Raw genomic sequence first — 19,710 nt, forward strand, 5'->3', positions numbered from 1 at the left:
GTATTGTGTTCTTGCCATGTTTACTGCTAAAATTTATGTTAAAATAGCAATGAATAATCTTTTAATCAAGGAGACGAACGATGTCAAAAGTATATATTTTCGGTCATAAAAACCCAGATACTGATACGATTTGCTCTGCAATTGCCTATGCAGATCTCAAAAAAGAATTAGGTATGGATGCAGAACCAGTTCGCCTTGGCGAAATTAACGGAGAAACACAATACGCATTAGACTATTTCAAGCAAGCGGCGCCACGCTATGTAGAAAAAGTAGCTAGCGATGTAAAAGAAGTCATTCTCGTTGACCATAACGAATTTCAACAAAGTGCAGATGATATTCGTGATGTCCAAATTCTTGAAGTCATTGACCATCATCGTATTGCCAACTTTGAAACAAGCGATCCTCTATACTACCGTGCAGAGCCAGTCGGCTGTACAGCAACCATTTTAAACAAAATCTATAAAGAGAATGGTATAGAGATTAAAAAAGACATTGCTGGTTTGATGCTTTCAGCTATCATTTCTGACTCTTTACTTTTCAAATCACCGACATGCACAGAACAAGATGTAAAAGCCGCTCAAGAGTTGGCTGAAATTGCTGGTGTCAACCCACAAGTATATGGTTTGGAAATGCTTAAAGCCGGTGCAGACTTAAGTGAAAAAACTGTTGATCAATTGATCACACTTGATGTAAAAGAATTTCAATTAGGTGAAAACAAAGCTTATATCGCTCAAGTAAACGCTGTCGATTTAGACGATGTCCTTAAACGTAAAACGGAAATAGAAGCCGCAATGATGACAACGATTGTTGATAAAGAATTAGATTTATTCCTATTTGTATTAACAGATATCCTTAACAATGATTCAATGGCTATTGCTCTTGGATCCCAAGTAAAAGCTGTGGAACAAGCATTTGAAGTCATTTTAGTAGATAATCAAGCTCTACTAAAAGGTGTTGTTTCTCGTAAGAAACAAATCGTACCACCATTAACAAATGTATTAGCTTAATTATTTATAAAAGTATCCTCATTGCAAAAAGAGGATACTTTTTTTATGGAAAAATATATGTATAAAAAAGGATATATATACAAATTTTAATAAAAAGGAGGTAATATGATGAAAAAAATCCTAACATTTATGTCCATTGTTTTTCTTGCAACTAGTGTCATGACTCCTATAGCGAATGCCGAGGGCCACCATAAACACCGAAATCATAAAATGCACGGGATGCATGAGGCATTTAACCAATTTCTATTCGACCAATTTGATGAAGAGATTAATAAAGCCGTCAGCAACTATTACAAAAACAATTCCATGAAGGTGCAGTATCATACAAAAGGTCAGCACCCTCATGCACTGGTAAAAATCGTACAATCTAAAGAAGAAAATAAACTGAGTCACCCCTATATATTAACTTTCATCGTCAATACTTACGAAGGTGATCAGACGGAACCCGCTGGTATTGATAAAATCAGCTTTGGTGTCACACCACTTGATAACAACAAAGTATTTAGCCAGCAAGCTGTGGCAGGTTCTAAAGTTGAATTAATCGAGTTTAAACATCATGACCCTAAAGAAAAAACAGAAACAAACAAAAACGCCGAATAAGGCGTTTTTTTGCATAATAGCCTACACATTTGAAAGAATAAGTATTAAAACATTTAGAGGTGATAACCATGCAAGCTGTCACATACCAGGGACCTAAAAAAGTAGCAGTAACAAAGGTAGCCGATCCAAAGATAGAAAAGAAAGACGATCTTATTGTAAAAATAACTTCAACGGCTATTTGTGGATCAGACCTTCACTTATATCAGGGAAATATGCCACTACCGGAAGGCTATATAATTGGTCACGAACCAATGGGAATCGTAGAAGAAGTAGGTCCAGATGTGACAAGGGTTAAAAAAGGCGATCGGGTTGTTATCCCCTTTAACGTATCATGTGGACATTGTTTCTACTGCGAACACCAAATGGAAAGCCAATGCGATCATTCTAACCCTCATTATGATTCAGGTGGATACTTTGGCTATGCAGAAAAATTCGGTAACTATCCTGGAGGACAAGCAGAATATTTGAGAGTTCCATTTGGAAATTTCACCCCATTTATTGTGCCTAAAGATTGTGAATTAGAAGATGAATCTCTGCTTTTTTTATCTGACGTATTACCTACTGCCTATTGGAGTGTACTTCACTCTGGAGTAAAAAAAGGAGATACAGTAATCGTTCTTGGTTGCGGACCAGTTGGGCTAATGACTCAAAAATTTGCCTGGATGATGGGAGCCAAAAGAGTAATTGCAATCGATTATTTGGACTATCGAATGAATCATGCAAAAAAAATGAACAAAGTAGAAACATTTGAATTTACAAAGTATCCTGATATGGGGGAGCATTTGAAAGAAATCACCAATGGTGGTGCGGATGTTGTCATCGATTGCGTTGGTATGGACGGAAAAAAATCTCCAGTAGAATTTCTTGAACAGAAACTTAAATTACAAGGCGGCACTTTAGGACCCATCCAAATTGCCACAAAAGCCGTAAGGAAATTCGGAACAGTTCAATTGACTGGCGTATATGGTGGCAATTATAACGCATTTCCACTTGGTTCATTTTGGGTCAGAAATATACAGCTTAAAATGGGGCAAGCTCCTGTCATTCATCTAATGCCAGAACTTTATCAAATGATACAAGAAGAAAAGCTTAATCCTAAAGAAATTATCACACATAAAATCTCTTTAGCAGATGCCAGTCATGGATACCAGATTTTTAATAACCACGAAGATCAATGTATAAAGGTCGTATTAAAACCGTAAATAATGAAAATGAAATTGGACGCTCATAATGGAAAGATGGCTTTACATTTATTTGAGAGTTACCTGTTTGACCACACTTCTTGCATAATATGAGGCAATTAGATAGCGCAAATTTTTAATCTATACATTCGATAAGTAAATGATACAAAATTTTATAACCCCCAGAGAAAGTATTGTTATATGACAAACAAAATAGAAATGAATTCCTCTCAAATGCACTGTTAATGGAAGTACTGTCTATATTGCGAGTGGATACAAGCTCACTAAAAGTCCCTAAAGATTTTAATAAAGGACAGATAAAGACATAAAGATACTGGTTTTAAGTTTATATATAAATACATCAAAATGACAGCCTTTTAGACTTTTCTATCAATATAACAAAGAAAACCCGCCTAAATTTGCAAGTTTTCTTTGTTATACTTTTGTCTCTTCTTAAATTAAAGCCTTATTAGTTATATAGCCCAAACGTGATCATTGATCAAGTTAGTATTATTCTATTTCAAAATCCTTTATATTGGCTATGGGATGAAGTGTTGCTTCGGCATTAAATGTAGAAAGTGCTTCACCTTGCTGAACCTTTTTAACCCAATCATGATCAGCTAAGGCTCCTTTACCAAGAGCCACTAGATCTGCACCTCCATCGGTTAACATTTCAATTGCTCGATCTACATTTTCGAGTTGTCCATTTGCGATTATCGGTAATTCGCTGTATTTTTTTGCAAGCGATACAAGAGAAGTCTCACTACCTTCGAAGGCAGGTTGCCAAGCTTCAAATTCTGTTACGTGAATATAATTTAATCCTGACTTACCTAATGCACTAAATATGATCTCTGCATCTACTTCTTTGCCTGACCACTTATAAAAGTAGTCATTGACTTGTGATTGTGAAATTCTCATCCCAACAATAAACTGCTCATCCGCAACGGCTTCCGTTACACCGTTGGCAACTTCAACAAGAAACCGTACTCTATTTTCGGTGCTCCCCCCATATTCATCTGTCCGAACGTTCGTGTACTCTGTTAAAAAAGCATCTAATAAATAGCCGTTTGCACCATGCAATTCTACACCATCAAAACCAGCAGATTTTGCTTTTTTTGCCGCCTCTACAAAGCTATATTTAACATCCACCATTTCCTCTTTTGTAATGGTTCTTGGCCGTTTAAAAGCGCCTTCTCCAAGATAGAATTTTAATTGCTCTCCTTTCGGTTGAACAGCGGATGGCGCTATGGTTTCTTCAGTAAATCGATTTCCTTGTGAAAGTGGTCCGGTATGTTGTAATTGCATGAAGATTTTTCCACCTTCTGAATGAACAGCGTCAGCAATTTTCTTCCATTCTTTCGCTTGTCCATCCAATGCAATACCCGGTTGAAACTGATACGTCTGACTGTTCTTTTCATCTATATAGGTGCCTTCCGTAATAATTAGCCCAAAGCCACCCTCTGCAAAAGAACGGTAGTATTTAATCATCTTGTCTGTAATGAAACCTTCTTGGTCTGCACTAATTCGCGTCATAGGTGCAACCGCTACTCTATTTTTAAGTTCTGTATTGTTGATGTTGAATGATTGAAACAAAATATTTTTATCCATCTTAAGATTCCTCCTGTTGAATTGATAATTGACAACTTCTTAGTAAATAGCTTAAATGAAGTATGTAGTTTAGTAAAATGAATATATTAAAATTAAACATTCAATAATATTGAACTAACATAAGGGGTTATAAATATGGAGTTACGTCAATTGATTACATTTAAAACCATTGTAGAAAAAGGTAGTTTTAATAGAACAGCCCAACACCTAGGCTATTCACAATCCTCTATTACAACACACATTAAAGAGCTAGAAAAAGAGTTAGACAATCCTTTGTTCGACCGATTAGGAAAAAAGGTAGTTTTAACGCATTTTGGAAAACAATTCTATCCATATGCTACCCAAATTATTGAACTTTACAATCAATCTTTAAATATAGATAAAGAACCACTTGGTCAACTAACCATTGGTATATCTGAATCGTTGACCATCTGTCGAATTCCACTTATTCTACTTGAATTTAAACAGAGATATCCAAAGGTTAATTTACATGTCAAATCAATAGAGAACTATGATGTTACTAAGAGTCTACAAAGCGGAGATATTGATTTAGCACTCATTTTGGAAAAAGAAGATTGGATTAATGAAAATCTATTTATTAAGGAATTGATTAGAGAGAAAATGGTATTAATTAGTCCCAATGAAAAAGGCTTTTCTAGAACCGCATTGTATGCTGATTTACGATGTAGTTACAAGTCTGTTTTTGATGAGTATATAAAATTTAACCAGTTAGATATTGAAGCTAGTATAGAGTTTCAGAGCATTGAAGCCATTAAGCATTGTGTTAAACATGGGTTGGGCATATCATTAGTGCCTTTGTTCTCAGTGAAAGAGGAATTGAAAAATGGGGTGTTTAAGGGGGAAAAAGTATCTAATAAGCAATCGTCAATTTCAACTTATATGACGCATCATAAAGATAAATGGATTTCTCCATCGATAAAGTGCATGATGGAAATCGTTCAAGAGCATGCAAGTCATTGGGAATAAAAAAAGAGCTTCTTAGCTCTTTTTTTATTTGCCTTCCTATTAGTATTAAGAAGAAAAAGCCACCTATTGGTAGCTATTCATTTTTTTGTTCTGCTAATTTACTTCTATCTTCAGACAATGGGGGTTGTTCGATCCAACGATTCTTAATCATTAAATCAATCCATTCTTTACCAATTTCTAGATCATCAGCAATTGCTTTCATATATTTTGGTGTTAAATCCCTTCTTGGTGAAGTAGCCCAACCGGTCCCGTAATACACCATTGCTGTTGAAAATAAAAATCCTACTTGGAACATGATGAGTTTTTCAGAGAATGGTGAGTTCGTCGAATCTGTAATTTCTGCATCAAAAATAGACGGATTCGGGAGGTTTTCTGCTAGAAAAACTTCAAAAAATGTCCTTACATGCTTCTCTTTAGTCTTTACAGCTTTCTTTAAAAATTTTTTTACATCTTTTGATTTTGCCACTTGATGTGCAAAAACTACAAATGCCTTAGCAAATATGCTTTTTTTCAAATTAAAATAAATATCTGCTATTTCAATACAGCTTAACGGCCTTTTTTCTCCCAACCACCCCGTTAAGTAACTTTTATCATCTATGTATTCTGCTCTATCTGGAGGATTAATCACAGGTGGGCGCAAATACAATCCTTTTTCTAAAAGTAAATTTTTCGTTTGATTACACAATTCAACTGAAGTGGTTATACATTCACTAAAATAATTTCGAACATCTACTCTAGTACATGTAGTTACTGCACCACTATAACCATTACAACCATGTATGGACATAATGTTTAAATAATTTAAACAAAAAACATCAGAGAAAAGTCGAGGGGCATTTGGTATGTAATCATTGTCAGAAAATCCAATGGGAATCGGAAAACTTTCACTTTTAAAGAACTCTTTAATTTTTCGTGTATGTTCGTGGCTAAGGGCCATTGCATATTCAAATACACTTCTTAATTTCAGTATCCTCTATATGTTCCAACATATGTTTGTGAATACAAATACTTGCCGTTTCGTTCATATACTGTGTCCATAATGCAGCAATCTCAGCAGACGTTAATTTTGCTTTAGATGTATTGTTCATTTTTTACTCCTCGCAGCTTTTACTCATAAGGTGTCCCATTCACCAAGTAATATTCGATGTTAAAGTTACTAAGGATAAAAAGGAAATTCAATTGCATTTTAATAAACCCTGTTTTAAAAAGAATAAAGGTAATAATTAACTTAAACTCATAATTTATTGGGAGTTTGAAAATGATAACTCGTAAAGGTGGAACAGCATGAAATATTCTCCACTAGAGAAAATATTATGGAGTATTGCTTTACCAGGACTTGGTCAATATTTAAATGGAAAACTATTTAAGGGCACCGTTTTTCTCATACTAGAAATATTTATAAAATATTAAATCACACTTTAATGAAGCCATTATATATAGTTTTAAAGGGGATATTCCTATGGCTATAGAACAAACAAATTATCACTGGCTTATGTTTTATCCTTGTTTATATTTCTATGCGATTTGGGATGCTTATCAAGAATCTGGTGCAGGAAATAAATATTCATTCATTCCATTTGTGTTTTCGGCTTATCTTGTTACAGCTGGTTTGTTATTTTCAGTAGACTTTACGATTTTCGGTATACTATTGGGACCTGTTTGGTTACCAATGTTATGTGTAATTCCTGGAATAATTATAGGAAATATATTTATGAAGTTAATACTTTTAAGTAATAATTAAATGCTAACGACGTAGAAACATTGTGCCTCCCAATCCACACTTCCGCTTCTGATTTTCCTTCTTCATTGTTAGAAAGTATGGCACAAACACATAATATTTCTTTTATTGACCGTCATTCCAAGTGGCATGAGAATCGGTATATAATACTTATTGTCCTATATTAAATAGAGAGTCAAGACTAAGAAAGAAACTAAAATAGAAAAAAAAGGAAAATGACGTGTACCTATTCACACGTCATTTTTTGTAATTTATCAATAAAAATCCAAGGACAAAGAAATTTTTGTTTATCCTCTTAGTTTTTTAGTTATTATTTAAGTTAATAAACATGGTTTTTAACCCACGAATAATGATACTTTGTCTCCACTCTAGTTCAGACTCGGGGACAGCTAAGCTTACTTTGGGAAAGGTCTGCAATAATATACGTAAAGCGATGTCCCCTTCTAATCTTGCCAATGGTGCACCTAAGCAATAATGAATTCCTTTTCCGAAGGCAATATGTGGGCTCTTCTCTCTTGTAATATCTAACCGCTCTGGATTTGAGAAAACTTGCGGATCGTGATCAGCTGAAGCAAGAGAAACAATGACATGATCACCCTTTGCAATTTCCTGGCCCATAAAGGTAAAAGACTCACTTGCCCAACGGTCCGTACTGAACTCAACTGGCCCGTTATATCGTAAAAGTTCTTCAATTGCCTGTGGCATCAAGTCTGGGTTTTCTTTTAATAATTGTAGCTGATCTGGATGTGACAATAAGGCGAGTAACCCGTTGGCGATTAAATTTACTGTTGTCTCATGCCCTGCTACGATTAATAACATGATGACACCGATTAGCTCACGCTTCGATAATTTATCCCCATCCTCCTCCGCTCGAATTAAATCAGAAAGTAAATCCGCCTGCGGAGAAAGTTTTTTTTGTTCAATTAAATTTTCCAAGTAAACAATGAATTCGCCCATCGCTTCGTCGTGATCTTCGGGATCCATTACATCTACTAACACATGTGACCATCGTTGAAAATCCATTTGATCAGCTTCAGGCACACCAATCAATTCACAGATGACACGAATAGGAATCGGAAATGCATACGCTTCTATAAAATCAACCGTCTCTTTTCCCTTCATTAGTTCCGCTTGCTCGAGAGCAATCTCTTCTACTCTTCCTTTAAGCGCATTAATTTTTTTAGGCGTAAAGCCATATTGGACAAGATTGCGTAATCTTCTATGGTCAGGCGGGTCAACAAATAACATACTACTCGCAATCGGTGGCATATTCTCATCTGTTATTTCGTCAGGATAGACTTTTCTCATATCTTTTATAAAACGTGGATCTTTCAACACCGCTTCACTCGCTTCATAACTAAATGCCATCCAAGTCTCCATACCACTGAATAACTTCACCTTTGTAAATGGCTGGTGTGGTCTAATTTCTTTGTAATAATCATAAGGGTTTTGATGAAACTGATGTGAGAAAATCTCATCTGTTTTTTGTGGCAAATCGCTTCCTCCTTTATTGACTCTGTACTGTATCTATTCTTGGCGATCGTTGAAAACCCTTTAATTTGCGTGTAAACTGATACGATAAATGAACTGATAAATAGCTAACTGACAGGAAAAGCCATCTCAGCCCTCGTCTAAGATATATTTAACACAATCAAAATGAATGCGTTAAACAAAAAAAGCCTCTATTAAAATAGAAGCTTACATTTGCAAAATCCAAACGATGAGTGGTCCGATGATTGAACCGATAATGGCACATATAGACATTGTAATGGAGCTAATGGAAAAAGCGAGCTCATCATATTCAGCCGCTTTTGCCGTACCCATTGCATGCGAGGTGCCGCCAAGTGCAATTCCACGACCAATAGATGTGTATATCCGCAAATATTTAAAAATATAAGGGGAAATAATTACGCCGAAGATTCCCGTAATCGTTACCCCGACAACTGCCATGGAAGCATTACCTTCTAACACTTTAGCTACTTCTATTGCGACAGGTGTTGTAAGTGATTTTGGTAGCATTGAAATGATCAGTGCAGAATCAATACGAAGTGCCTTTCCAAGGAGACCCACACTTAACATCGCTGTTAGAGTTGCAATAAACGCCCCACCTATAATCGTAAAAAGGTATTTTTTCAAAAAATTACGTTGTTTGTATAATGGATAGGCTAGGGCAACGACGGTCGGACCTAATAATGATGTAATGAACTGCCCACCTTCCATGTATTTATCATATGAAATACCTAAGCTTACTAGAATAATAATCATTAGAACTGTACCTGACAAAATTGGTAACAAGATGGGTAGTGGATACCTTTTATATAGCGATGAAACAACGAAGTAGATAACTAAAGTGAGAAGAATCATAGAGATTGAGAAGAAGATGTCTCGCATGCTTGATCCGCCTCTCTTTGTTGTGTCTTTTTCGCAAAATACTGGGTTGTTTTACCAGATACTGCCATTGTAATCATTGTACTCACCAATATCGCAATAATCAGTAATAATCCGTGCACAGATAGTAATTCTGGGTAATCCATAACCCCCACCGTTGCTGGAATAAAAAACAACATCAGAATACTAAGCAGAAACTGCGCACCGCTCTCTATCATTTTGACGGGCACAATGTTAAAACATAAACAAACAAATAATAGCAACATACCAATAATATTTCCTGGTATGGTTAATGAGAAAAAATGCTGAATAGAGATTCCTATAAAGGAAAAAATATATAAAATACAAACTTGTAAAATAACCAATAAAACTTTCATCATTCACGCTGCTCTATTTTCCTGAGCAACTGCCCTTCTTTCTATTAATAGGATGATAGATTGGCCATCATTTCAGAATAAAAATGATCAAGATGTCTAACCATAGCCTTTTTTGTGCGATCAATATCTCCTGACCTTAACCCTTCTATGATCAATTGATGTTCATTATAAACCGTTTCGATACTTACTCTTTTATTTAATATATATAACCCATACCAATTTACATAATCTATTAAATTACGAATAATTTGATACAATCTTTCATTGTTTGTTAACTCTGCCAAAAATAAATGAAAGGCAGAATCATGATACATAAATGCGACAGGATCCTCTTTCAATTCAAAAAGTTGCTGGTCCTTTTCCTCTAGTTTATGTAGCATCTCCTGATTTAATAATGGGATTAAAAGTTCAATGACGAGCGCTTCATTCGCTTTTCGCAATTGAAATACTTCATTGACATCTTTACGCTCTATCTCTTTCACTGAAATCCCTTTTCTCGGTAATGATTGTACCCAGCCTTCCATTTCTAATTGTTGAAGTGCTAACTTTAAAGGCGTCCGACTAATCCCTAGGCTTTCGCTCAAGGTACGTTCATGAATCGTTGAGCCTGGTGCAATATCATGTTGAATAATCGCCCTTTTTATTTCACGATAGGCATGATCCTTAAAAGAAGGTGGTTGTTCAACCTTTTGAAAAACCATACAATCTCCCCTTTGAAAATTTGGTATCTGCATCTGGTATACCAGATGCCAACTAAGAAAGTATACCAGTTGTTGCAATAAACAACAATAGGTGATTGTAAAGAATATATGCTTGATATCTTTTTATCATCACTATATATTTCACACCCACTTATTATGACAAGAAAAAGACTCCCTAAATGAGAGTCTCAATAAACAAAATATCTTACTTACCGTAGATTATCATGATTGTTTCCATTCCATTGAAATATTTCTTGGTTGGAATCCCAGTGACTCGTACAATCCAATGGCTGGGTTGCCGTGATAAGCTGTTAATCGAAATTCTTTGAACTGTTGTTTTCTTAGCTCCTTCATCGCTGCCATCATTAATTGCCGACCTATTCCTTTTCCTCTATTGTTTTCTTGCACATACAATTCATAAATGAAGCCAATTTCTTGCTCGGTCATTTCGTCTCTTTTTCCACCAAGCAGCACCCATCCCATTAATTCATCATGTTCTACAGCAACAAGATATTCTCCCCCGTTACTTCTTATAGATTGGACCATCCCTCTCAGTTTACGCTCTTCTGGTTTAGAACGGTTTAATGTACCTTCATAGACTGATTGAGCAGATAACTTTAAAATACTTTCTACCTCTTTTTCAGTTGGCTTTCTGATCTCCACTGTGTTTCTCTCCTTTTCTTGCTGGTTTCCAATGCGTCCATTGTCTTATATCTTGGTCAGCTAACCAATCGTAAAATTGCTCACTATTTATGATTCCCATCCTCTAAGACTGCTCGATACACAAAAATGGAAGGGTAGGTTAAGTCTCTCTTAGAGAGTTCCTCTTTTATTGATAGGATGTGTGTTCTTGATTCATGTGTTAACGAATATTGCATATCCTTCACAAGATCCCTAGACAAAGGTCCCTTATGACTTTTTGGGAATAACCACATATCGATTTTCCAAATTTCTAGATCATCATACTTATATAAAATCTTAAAATAGAGACCATTAAATGATTCATTCAGGTAATTGTGATATTTAATGTCTACTATTTGTGGGTGGTCAACAACCTCCGCTAACATTCTAAACACTTGATTGGCATTAGGTTCATCACAAAAGACTTCGATATCAATATCACAATCGACCATTAAATCATAAGCATAGGCCCCCACTACATATCCTTCTCCTATTCGAGACCACCTTTCAAGTAAAGAAAGCTCCTTCAATATTTGTTTAGCACGCTCTTTTCGTTTCCCTGCTCTTTCTAATAACATCGTAACCTCCAACTATTTCATTTTTAAAAATTATTTGATTTTATTAAATGTAAGAGGTTTTGTCAAGATAAAAAACGCGTGGTCTCATCTCCCACGCGTGAGTAATATAATCTTTATTCATCATCCAATTGCTGATCCAACCCTGCAACAAGATTATCCATGAGTACTTTTACAGATTGAAGGGTAGCCTTTTGATAACTTTCTCCTGCCCAAAGTGACATGAAGTCGGTCTGATTTTGTTTCGCTGCCACTAATCTTATCGCTTGTGTTAAGTCATTTTGAAGTGGATAAGGTAAGCTAGTTTGGTTTTTCATTTGTTCCATAAAACGGTTGTGAATCCCTCTTGCCCATTTACCCGAAAAGGCCTCTGTCAAACTTGTTTCCTTATTAGAAGAGACAAGCATTTTCTTATAAGCGGGATGAATGCCACTTTCTTCTGTTGCTAAAAAAGCAGTACCCAATTGGACACCCTCAGCTCCTAAGCGAAAGGCAACTTCTGCATCCGACGCATCCATTATGCCACCCGCCGCAATGACTGGAATACTGATCTCATCCGTAACTGCTGGAATAAGGTCAACTAACGGAATAAGGGAATGAAGTGCATCACCGATAAAAGTACCACGATGACCGCCTGCTTCTTTCCCTTGTACAACAAGAAGGTCACAACCTCTCTCTTCCCAGAGAACAGCTTCTTCTACTGATGTTGCTGTACCGATTACTTTTGTTCCTTCTTTTTGTAATTCTTTTATCACTGCTTCTTCTGGAATACCAAATGTGAAACTACATATCGGAATAAGAGATTTCATCACAACTTCTAATTGCTGTTCATAAAATAAGCGGTGATCTTTTCTTGGTAATTGAAGCGGTGCATCAATTTGAAGTTCGTTACGGAATACTTCTAATGATTCAATCGCCCTTTCTTCCTCTTCTTTTGTGAAAGCGATATCATTCTCAGGTATAAATAAGTTGATGCCAAAAGGGTGATTGGTTTTTTGACGAATATCATGAATCATCGTTTCCATATCCATTGGGCTCATATAACCCGCACCGATATTTCCAACACCACCATACATCGAGGTTCTACTAATTAAATCAACAGTCGTCGCTCCTCCTGCCATTGGTGCCTGGAATATTGGGTATTTCGCCTTTAACATATCTGTTATTCTATTTTGGTTCCAACTCATTTCCCCTCACCTCTTATTTTAATTTTGCAATAATGCTCTCAGCCACACTATGCCATAAACTTGGATCAGATTGATAGGTTTCTCCAATGCTTTTATAAAGCTCTTTTTGAGCCTGTTCAAAGCTTGGATCTTCCTTAGCAGGTAGGGAGGTTCTTCTCTCCATCACATAATCTTGTAATCTTGGTGCACGGGGGCCCCATACAGCTTGTTCTAAACCTGCTCCATCGATAAATACAAAAATAGGAATTGCTCGTGCTGTTCCGTTTGTTAAGTATTGATCCATTAATTCTAAGTTGCTATCTCTTAGAATAAACCGTACTTCCATACCGATTTCCTCAGCAATTTTTAATAGAACAGGATTATTAATCATCGCATCGCCACACCAATCTTCAGTAAGGACAATCGCTTGCAGATTCTTTTGCTTGACCTCTTGTAATGCTTCCTTTTCTTCTTCACTAAGTGAAAAACCTTCATAAATGGTAAGCATACCTTCTTTGTTTACTTGCATATGATGAAGATATTGCTCTTTCGTTAAACCCTTTTCAAACCATTCTCTTAATTCCATTTCAGTTTGCACATCCCTCTTACGTTTTTATCCAATCATATCATACCATTGAACGATTAAAGTATGGCACTAATTTGCTTCATATGATGTTCGTCATGTGCAGCAAGCCCGATGAGATAATCATATAGGCTTATTTTCTTATTGCCAATGATTAATGGTTTATGCCAATACGAATCTGGAATTTTAGAGATTCTTTCTATTATTAGTTTTCTTTTTACAAGCAATTCTGCAATGATTGTCTCCTGTGATTGATTTCTTGCTGCTTCCGCGGCTGTTGGATTCATTTCTTCTGCAGAAGGAGCTTTCGGTAGAGGAAGGTCTAATAAAACAAATGGTAGACGCTTTTTTAAAATAAATTCATCCCACGGAATAAAATGACCTACCACTTCAGCGACCGACCATTTTCCTTCATTTATTTCTTTTCGCCAATGGCTTGTTGGGATTGATTCTATAAATTGAATAAACTGTTCATGATGGCGGATCATCGCTTGTTTTTGCGATTGCACGGTATCACCCCTCATCAGTCATTTATAGCCAAATCTCATCACCAAGCTTTACCTTCCCCGTTTGAATCACTTTTGCATAAACACCAAAATGATTATGATTGGTTCTAATAATCTCTTTATGTATGGCAGGCTTTCTTTTTCCATTTTTCGGATCTACAGTAATAATCATGCAACGTTCGCAAGGCTTAGTTATCTCTATCACCACTTCTTCTCCTATTTTCATTTGGTTGGAGATCCAATTATGTTCCGAAAATGGCCGATCGTAATCAGTATGGATAATAAAGTTGGGACGGAAACGCTTCGGATCGATTTCACTTTTTCCAAGTTGCTTACTTAAATATTGTAGTGATGAATGGGTTACTAACAAAAGGGGAGCTTCTTCAATAGCCCCAATGGGTACATAGGATGGCGTAAAAGAATGAAAAGATAAATCCCTTCCACTTTTCAGACGAAGATCTTGCCTCCACCTCTCATCATTCCATCCGTACCTCTCTCCATTTGCTGTATGTATTTGTAACTCCGGGTATGTATCTTCTTTTTCCTCACTGACAAAAGTTGCTTGATATGCTGCCATTTCTTGATATTGAGTGATCGTAAGGTATTTTCCTTGCCTACTCTTATCTATAATGACGTGGCTTCGGTCACCATACACACCGTATGGTAAAACCCTAGTGGACTCAACATTTTCACCGCCAAATGACTTGACAGGATAACGTAATAATGACGAAAGAACACCAATTCTTTGCATGCTCTTACTCCTCCTCTATGACCTGGTGTCGAAACTTGAACCTTCTTCTATTCCTCTCCGACATAATTCCTCTTATTTCCCAGGAAAGTATCTGATTAACGACATTTCCCTCATGATTATCGCTTCAATTCAGCAAATCTCTCAATTGTGAAAGGGGAAATATCCACTGACGAAGTTTTTCCTCGGATTAGTTCGCTTAAAACATGACCAACTACACTACTAAATTTAAATCCATGACCGGAAAATCCCGCTGCGATTGCTACATTCTCATATTGAGGATGTTGATCAATAATAAAATGCTCATCTGGCGTCATCGTGTACATACAGGTTTTACCAAATTGTACATTTGTTTTTTCAGTGAAATATCTCCCTAGAAATGTTGTAAGCTCTTTCTCATCATCCTCATTAAAAGGCTGCACTTCTTGTTTACTCACTATTCTCTGAACAGCCCCATCATGCCTTCCTAGTTTCAATCCTGAACCGTCTATACTAGGAAAGCCATAATAATGACCTAATGGCGATTCAAATGTAAAAGCTGGAAACTGTTTCGCCTCATAAACATCCTCTTGTGCTTCATACCAGGCGAAAGTTTTCCGAATCGGATTTAATGGAAGCTGCAAGCCCAGATAACTAAGGATGGAATTTGTGCCAGCTCCTGCTGATACAATTAACGAGTCTCCTGAATAATGGCCATCCTGTGTAGCAATATTAACAATTCCTTCTATAATAGATAAGTCAGTAATTACACTATCAGTCACGATTTTAGCACCATAGGACAAAGAAAGTCTCCGGTATGCCTCGATACAATCTTCACACTTCAAAACCCCAGATGTCGGCTCATGATAAGCAACCATTCCTTCATCTAAATGTAATGCACTCCATTTAGTATTGACCGTTTCATGTGTGTAAACATCAAGTGGTAATTGATATTTCTCCGCACTTGTTTTGACCTCCTTCATAAAAAAAGAAGTCTCGCTACCAATATTTAAAACACCTGTTTGTAAAAACAACTCCATTTCGGATTCTTTCTCTACTTCTTCCCATAGTTGTTTAGCCTTTAACAAGAGTGGCACATAAGCATGTCCTTCACCATAAGCATATCTAATGATTCTCGTCTCACCATGATGACTTCCTTTCTGATGAGGTGGCCTATTCGCATCAATAAGCAAAACCTTTTTGCCCTCTTTCGCTAAATAATAGCCTGCCGCCATCCCCATCGAACCTGCGCCGATAATAATTGTATCGTAATGCAATTTTTATCCCCTCCAAGATGCTAAACTATAAGTGTTTTTTTTATTTAATTTTCTAAATACTATCACCATTAGCCAATATACCACAGGAACGGGAAGACTTTTGTCGAAATTTGTTGCAATTGTTTAACAATCTCTTCAAAGAAGGGGTCGTGCATACAAAAAGCAGGAAAAATTAACAAAAAAAGATTGATTTTATAAAATATAAAACTCCTCAACAATCAAAGTGTTTTATTTTATAAACCAATCTGTTATCCGAAGAAATCATTAAATGACCATATAATAAGAAAGATACTTACGACACCCCAGGCCACTGTACCTAAAATCCAGTATATAATTGCTTGCATATCTCTATCTCTTTTGTACGCCCCATTTTCACCTTGAGCCACTAGCCTCGCGAGTTTATTCTCCATCCTTTTTTTCATAGAAGCAACTGTGATAAAACCGGAAACAATGATGAATAGAATCATCCAATGCAAAAGGTTCACACCTTTCCCTCCGCTTCGTTTTAACCATCATAACATAAACTAGCGAGGTACTCTTATGCGTGGGTTAAGAAAGAAAAAATATCAAAAGAGATATAGAATATCTGCAAGTTGTTTCTATAAACTGCATTTTACCTTAAGTAAAGTGGTTGTAAGTCAAATTATTTCGATAAAAACGATCGTTGAACTAAGTTAAAAACGGTCAATTACTTGCAAGGTTGTTGGGAAAGCTGTAAGAACTTCAGCAGTTCCTTCTTCGTTTATATAGACATCTTCTTCAATTCTCACCCCACCAAATCCAGGTATATAAATCCCAGGTTCTACCGTGAAAAGTAAACCTTTTTCAACTAAATGATCGTTCTTTTCATGAATAGAAGGCTCTTCATGAACATCAATACCTAATCCATGGCCCACGCGATTATTAAAATATTGTCCATAGCCTGCCTCTTGGATCACTCGGCGAGCCGCTTTATCAATTGAGCCGATTGGGATACCTGCACGGGCTGTTGAAACACCCGAAAGTGTAGCCTGCCTTACAATTTCATAGATATTCTTTTGCTTAGTCGTTGGTTCTCCTAAAACAAAAGTACGTGTGATATCGGAACAATACCCATCCGCAACTACCCCCATATCAATTAAGAGAAAGTCACCTTTTTCGAGCTTGTTCTGATCAGGGTGCCCATGTGGTAAAGATGATTTTGCACCTGAGAGGACCGTTGTAGAAAAAGAAGGACCATCGGCACCGAATTTTCTCATTAAATAATCAAACTCTGATACTAAATCGAGCTCTGTCATCCCTTTTTCAATTTTCTTCAATCCCTCAGCGAGTACTTTTTCAATAATTGTTACTGCATGTAAAACCTTTGTCCGTTCAGCTGGCGTTTTCAGCATTCTTTGGTTTGCTATGAACCTACCTATATCTTGATAATTAAAATGCGAAAAAACGTTTTTAAGTTGTTCTTGTTGATAAAGAGTGATCTCTTTTATTTCCAATCCTACTATCTGATTATTCACTTGGATGACTGATTTTAATTTTTCATATGGATTTTCATCATCACTAATCGGAATAATGTTTTTCACATACGAATGCTCGCTAGCTGCTTCATAGTCTAATGCTGGCACAAATAAGTACTCCTCACTCTTTTGTAGATCAATAACAACCGCCATGAATCTTTCATACGGTTCACTATTAAACCCCGTATAATAGAAAATGTTTTTAGGTTGCGTGACGATAGCAAAATCAAGTTTCTGCTCATTTAAATATAACTGTAATTGTTTTAACCTTTTTTGGTAAATACTCATTTTAAATCCCCCTTTTTTATAGTATATGTAAAATTATTATACTATTACTGTATAAAACATGATAAGATAAAAAAGCAAAAAAAGAAAGGATGTCACCTCAATGGATGATATATATAAGAAAATTAAACAACTTCGGTACGAGCAAGGCATGACATTGAAAGAACTAAGTGAGAAAACGGAGCTATCTGTTAGTTTTTTATCACAAATTGAAAGAGGTGCCTCTTCATTAGCTATCACTTCTTTAAAAAGGATTGCTGATGCTTTTGGGGTTAAAATGATTCATTTCTTTGAAGAAGATGATGATTTTCATTATGTAATGAAAAAAGAGAACCAACGACCATTTAAAATGGAAAGCTCGGACTCTACTTTTATTAAACTAAGTGGTCATTTTCCTGAACGGAAATTGGAACCATTTATCGTAAAGTTAAAACCTCGACAAAAGGATGTTGAACTGCTAAGACACCCAGGTGAAGAGTTTTTCTATATATTACAGGGGGCACTCATTGTAAGAGTGGAGGATGAGGAATATCATCTAAACGAAGGAGAAACCATCCATTTTCCATCAACCGTACCTCATATGTGGGAAAACCCACTCAATCAAGAAACAATCATTATTTCAATTACAACCCCTGCAATTTTCTAATAAACATCATTTTGAATGGAGAAACAAGATGAGCATAAATGATTTGATTATTTTTATTGTTGCCGCTTTCCTTTGTGTCGGTGCACTTGATAAAATATGCGGGAATAAATTAGGACTAGGTGAGCGATTCACTGCAGGAATAATGACGATGGGCTCCCTCGCGTTATCTATGATTGGGATCATTTCTTTAGCACCCGTCATAGCAGCCATATTAACACCTGTGATTTCTCCCGTTTATGAATTTGTAGGCGCTGACCCAGCAGCGTTCGCCAATACTCTTCTCGCCATTGATATGGGGGGCTATTCCCTAGCCACTGAGATGTCCATTAGTGCGGATTCAGAACTTTTCGCTTGGGTCTTCCTTGGCACTATGATGGGACCAACTATCGTATTTACAATCCCTGTTGCCTTAGGACTCATTGAAAAAGAAGACCAACCTTATTTTGCGAGGGGTATTCTAGTGGGACTTATTACAGTACCTTTTGGTTGTTTAGTTGGAGGCCTAGTTGCTGGATTACCGTTTTTGATGATTATCAAAAACTTGATTCCTACTATTGTATTCTCTTTGCTAATTGCTTGGGGATTATGGAAAAAGCCCGAAAATATGATTCGAGGATTTGCCATCTTCGGTAAATTTATCGAAATTATTGCAATTATTGGTCTTACAGCGATTATATTTGAAACATTAACAGACCTAACACTGATCCCCCATTTAACGCCAATTGAGGAAGGGATTCAAACAGTCGGTTCGATTGCTATTTTCTTAGCGGGCGCTTTTCCTTTGGTAGCTTTTATTTCGAAATATTTCAGGAAACCACTCAGTAAGGTGGGATCTTGGTTAAAACTAAGTGATAAATCAACAGCCGGGTTGATTGCTTCACTCGCTCATAATATTCCCATGTTGATCATGCTAAAAGATATGGAACCGAGAGGCAAGGTCGTTAATGTTGCTTTTGCTGTAAGCGGAGCCTTTGTTCTAGGAAGTCATTTAGCCTTTGTCGCCGGTATTCAGAAAGAAGTCGTATTTGCCATGATTATTGGCAAGTTAGTGGCAGGCATTAGTGCCGTTTTATTAGCAATGATTGTAAGTAGGGATCTGAAGAAGCAGCATACATTTCGCTAAAGCGAGTCATCCTCTCAACTGATGATAAACTTTAGTGCTAGGGGAATTTTCTTATTTG

General features: G+C 36.4%; 22 protein-coding genes and 1 pseudogene. 7 read left to right on the forward strand and 16 right to left on the reverse strand.

Features of this window, described 5'->3' with window-relative positions; all coding sequences use genetic code 11:
• Positions 1-80 precede the first annotated feature (80 nt).
• The 3 genes from MKX29_RS05425 to MKX29_RS05435 all read left to right on the forward strand — a co-directional run bounded on the left by MKX29_RS05425 (position 81) and on the right by MKX29_RS05435 (position 2,809).
• Positions 81-1,007: a manganese-dependent inorganic pyrophosphatase gene (locus MKX29_RS05425; RefSeq protein ID WP_341104519.1), complete on the forward strand. Its 927-nt coding sequence runs from the start codon at positions 81-83 to the stop codon at positions 1,005-1,007.
• Positions 1,008-1,115: 108 nt separating this feature from the next.
• Complete coding sequence (locus MKX29_RS05430) at positions 1,116-1,607, forward strand: DUF3888 domain-containing protein (protein WP_251163261.1); 492 nt, start codon at positions 1,116-1,118, stop codon at positions 1,605-1,607.
• A gap of 68 nt (positions 1,608-1,675) precedes the next feature.
• Positions 1,676-2,809 (forward strand): zinc-dependent alcohol dehydrogenase, encoded by a 1,134-nt coding sequence (locus MKX29_RS05435; protein WP_251163262.1) that lies wholly within the window; start codon positions 1,676-1,678, stop codon positions 2,807-2,809.
• A gap of 489 nt (positions 2,810-3,298) precedes the next feature.
• On the opposite strand, the gene MKX29_RS05440 is transcribed toward MKX29_RS05435, so the two are convergent.
• Positions 3,299-4,396 carry an NADH:flavin oxidoreductase gene (locus MKX29_RS05440; RefSeq protein WP_341104522.1) on the reverse strand — a complete coding sequence of 366 codons (1,098 nt, stop codon included), beginning with the start codon at positions 4,394-4,396 and terminating at the stop codon, positions 3,299-3,301.
• Positions 4,397-4,531: 135 nt separating this feature from the next.
• Between MKX29_RS05440 and MKX29_RS05445 the strand changes: the two genes are divergently transcribed.
• Positions 4,532-5,383: a LysR family transcriptional regulator gene (locus MKX29_RS05445; protein ID WP_341104524.1), complete on the forward strand. Its 852-nt coding sequence runs from the start codon at positions 4,532-4,534 to the stop codon at positions 5,381-5,383.
• A 73-nt stretch (positions 5,384-5,456) separates the two neighbouring features.
• On the opposite strand, the gene MKX29_RS05450 is transcribed toward MKX29_RS05445, so the two are convergent.
• Both MKX29_RS05450 and MKX29_RS05455 read right to left on the reverse strand, forming a co-directional pair.
• Positions 5,457-6,320 (reverse strand): DUF3231 family protein, encoded by an 864-nt coding sequence (locus tag MKX29_RS05450; protein ID WP_341104526.1) that lies wholly within the window; start codon positions 6,318-6,320, stop codon positions 5,457-5,459.
• A 7-nt stretch (positions 6,321-6,327) separates the two neighbouring features.
• Positions 6,328-6,471 carry a DUF3231 family protein gene (locus MKX29_RS05455; protein ID WP_341104529.1) on the reverse strand — a complete coding sequence of 48 codons (144 nt, stop codon included), beginning with the start codon at positions 6,469-6,471 and terminating at the stop codon, positions 6,328-6,330.
• Between the two features lie 196 nt (positions 6,472-6,667).
• Here MKX29_RS05455 and MKX29_RS05460 point away from each other — a divergent pair.
• Positions 6,668-7,124, forward strand: a pseudogene (locus MKX29_RS05460) (hypothetical protein).
• Positions 7,125-7,424: 300 nt separating this feature from the next.
• Here MKX29_RS05460 and MKX29_RS05465 read toward each other — a convergent pair.
• The 13 genes from MKX29_RS05465 to MKX29_RS05525 form a co-directional block, all read right to left on the reverse strand.
• Positions 7,425-8,615 (reverse strand): cytochrome P450 family protein, encoded by a 1,191-nt coding sequence (locus MKX29_RS05465; RefSeq protein WP_224938986.1) that lies wholly within the window; start codon positions 8,613-8,615, stop codon positions 7,425-7,427.
• A 204-nt stretch (positions 8,616-8,819) separates the two neighbouring features.
• Entirely contained in the window at positions 8,820-9,512 is a 693-nt protein-coding gene (locus tag MKX29_RS05470; RefSeq protein WP_341104531.1) for an LrgB family protein, read from the reverse strand.
• Positions 9,482-9,886 (reverse strand): CidA/LrgA family protein, encoded by a 405-nt coding sequence (locus tag MKX29_RS05475; protein WP_251163266.1) that lies wholly within the window; start codon positions 9,884-9,886, stop codon positions 9,482-9,484. The genes MKX29_RS05470 and MKX29_RS05475 overlap by 31 nt, the downstream gene beginning before the upstream one ends.
• A gap of 44 nt (positions 9,887-9,930) precedes the next feature.
• On the reverse strand, positions 9,931-10,587 hold the full coding sequence (locus tag MKX29_RS05480) for a GntR family transcriptional regulator (RefSeq protein ID WP_251163267.1): 657 nt from the start codon (positions 10,585-10,587) through the stop codon (positions 9,931-9,933).
• 222 nt (positions 10,588-10,809) lie between these two features.
• Positions 10,810-11,250, reverse strand: coding sequence for a GNAT family N-acetyltransferase (locus MKX29_RS05485; RefSeq protein WP_251163268.1), 441 nt, complete (start codon positions 11,248-11,250; stop codon positions 10,810-10,812).
• Positions 11,251-11,333: 83 nt separating this feature from the next.
• Positions 11,334-11,846, reverse strand: coding sequence for a hypothetical protein (locus MKX29_RS05490; RefSeq protein WP_341104533.1), 513 nt, complete (start codon positions 11,844-11,846; stop codon positions 11,334-11,336).
• A gap of 113 nt (positions 11,847-11,959) precedes the next feature.
• Positions 11,960-13,030, reverse strand: a complete 1,071-nt coding sequence (locus tag MKX29_RS05495) for an NAD(P)H-dependent flavin oxidoreductase (protein ID WP_251163270.1) — start codon at positions 13,028-13,030, stop codon at positions 11,960-11,962.
• Positions 13,031-13,043: 13 nt separating this feature from the next.
• Positions 13,044-13,595: a thioredoxin family protein gene (locus MKX29_RS05500; RefSeq protein WP_251163271.1), complete on the reverse strand. Its 552-nt coding sequence runs from the start codon at positions 13,593-13,595 to the stop codon at positions 13,044-13,046.
• A 56-nt stretch (positions 13,596-13,651) separates the two neighbouring features.
• The gene (locus MKX29_RS05505) at positions 13,652-14,101 is read right to left on the reverse strand and encodes a DinB family protein (protein WP_289432816.1); all 450 of its coding nucleotides are present in this window, start codon (positions 14,099-14,101) and stop codon (positions 13,652-13,654) included.
• A gap of 22 nt (positions 14,102-14,123) precedes the next feature.
• Positions 14,124-14,849 (reverse strand): MOSC domain-containing protein, encoded by a 726-nt coding sequence (locus MKX29_RS05510; protein ID WP_341104538.1) that lies wholly within the window; start codon positions 14,847-14,849, stop codon positions 14,124-14,126.
• A 116-nt stretch (positions 14,850-14,965) separates the two neighbouring features.
• Positions 14,966-16,102: an N-methyl-L-tryptophan oxidase gene (gene solA, locus MKX29_RS05515; RefSeq protein WP_341104539.1), complete on the reverse strand. Its 1,137-nt coding sequence runs from the start codon at positions 16,100-16,102 to the stop codon at positions 14,966-14,968.
• Between the two features lie 248 nt (positions 16,103-16,350).
• Positions 16,351-16,587 (reverse strand): hypothetical protein, encoded by a 237-nt coding sequence (locus MKX29_RS05520; RefSeq protein ID WP_251163275.1) that lies wholly within the window; start codon positions 16,585-16,587, stop codon positions 16,351-16,353.
• A 189-nt stretch (positions 16,588-16,776) separates the two neighbouring features.
• A complete protein-coding gene (locus MKX29_RS05525) occupies positions 16,777-17,886 on the reverse strand; it encodes a M24 family metallopeptidase (protein ID WP_251163276.1) in 1,110 nt (369 codons plus the stop codon).
• Between the two features lie 100 nt (positions 17,887-17,986).
• On the opposite strand from MKX29_RS05525, the gene MKX29_RS05530 reads away from it, so the two are divergent.
• On the forward strand, positions 17,987-18,529 hold the full coding sequence (locus tag MKX29_RS05530; RefSeq protein ID WP_251163277.1) for a cupin domain-containing protein: 543 nt from the start codon (positions 17,987-17,989) through the stop codon (positions 18,527-18,529).
• A 28-nt stretch (positions 18,530-18,557) separates the two neighbouring features.
• Complete coding sequence (eutH, locus tag MKX29_RS05535) at positions 18,558-19,652, forward strand: ethanolamine utilization protein EutH (protein WP_341104545.1); 1,095 nt, start codon at positions 18,558-18,560, stop codon at positions 19,650-19,652.
• The last annotated feature ends 58 nt before the right edge of the window (positions 19,653-19,710 follow it).

The sequence above is a fragment of the Cytobacillus sp. FSL R7-0696 genome, from assembly GCF_038006865.1.
In the GTDB taxonomy this organism is placed as follows: domain Bacteria; phylum Bacillota; class Bacilli; order Bacillales; family Cytobacillaceae; genus Cytobacillus; species Cytobacillus kochii.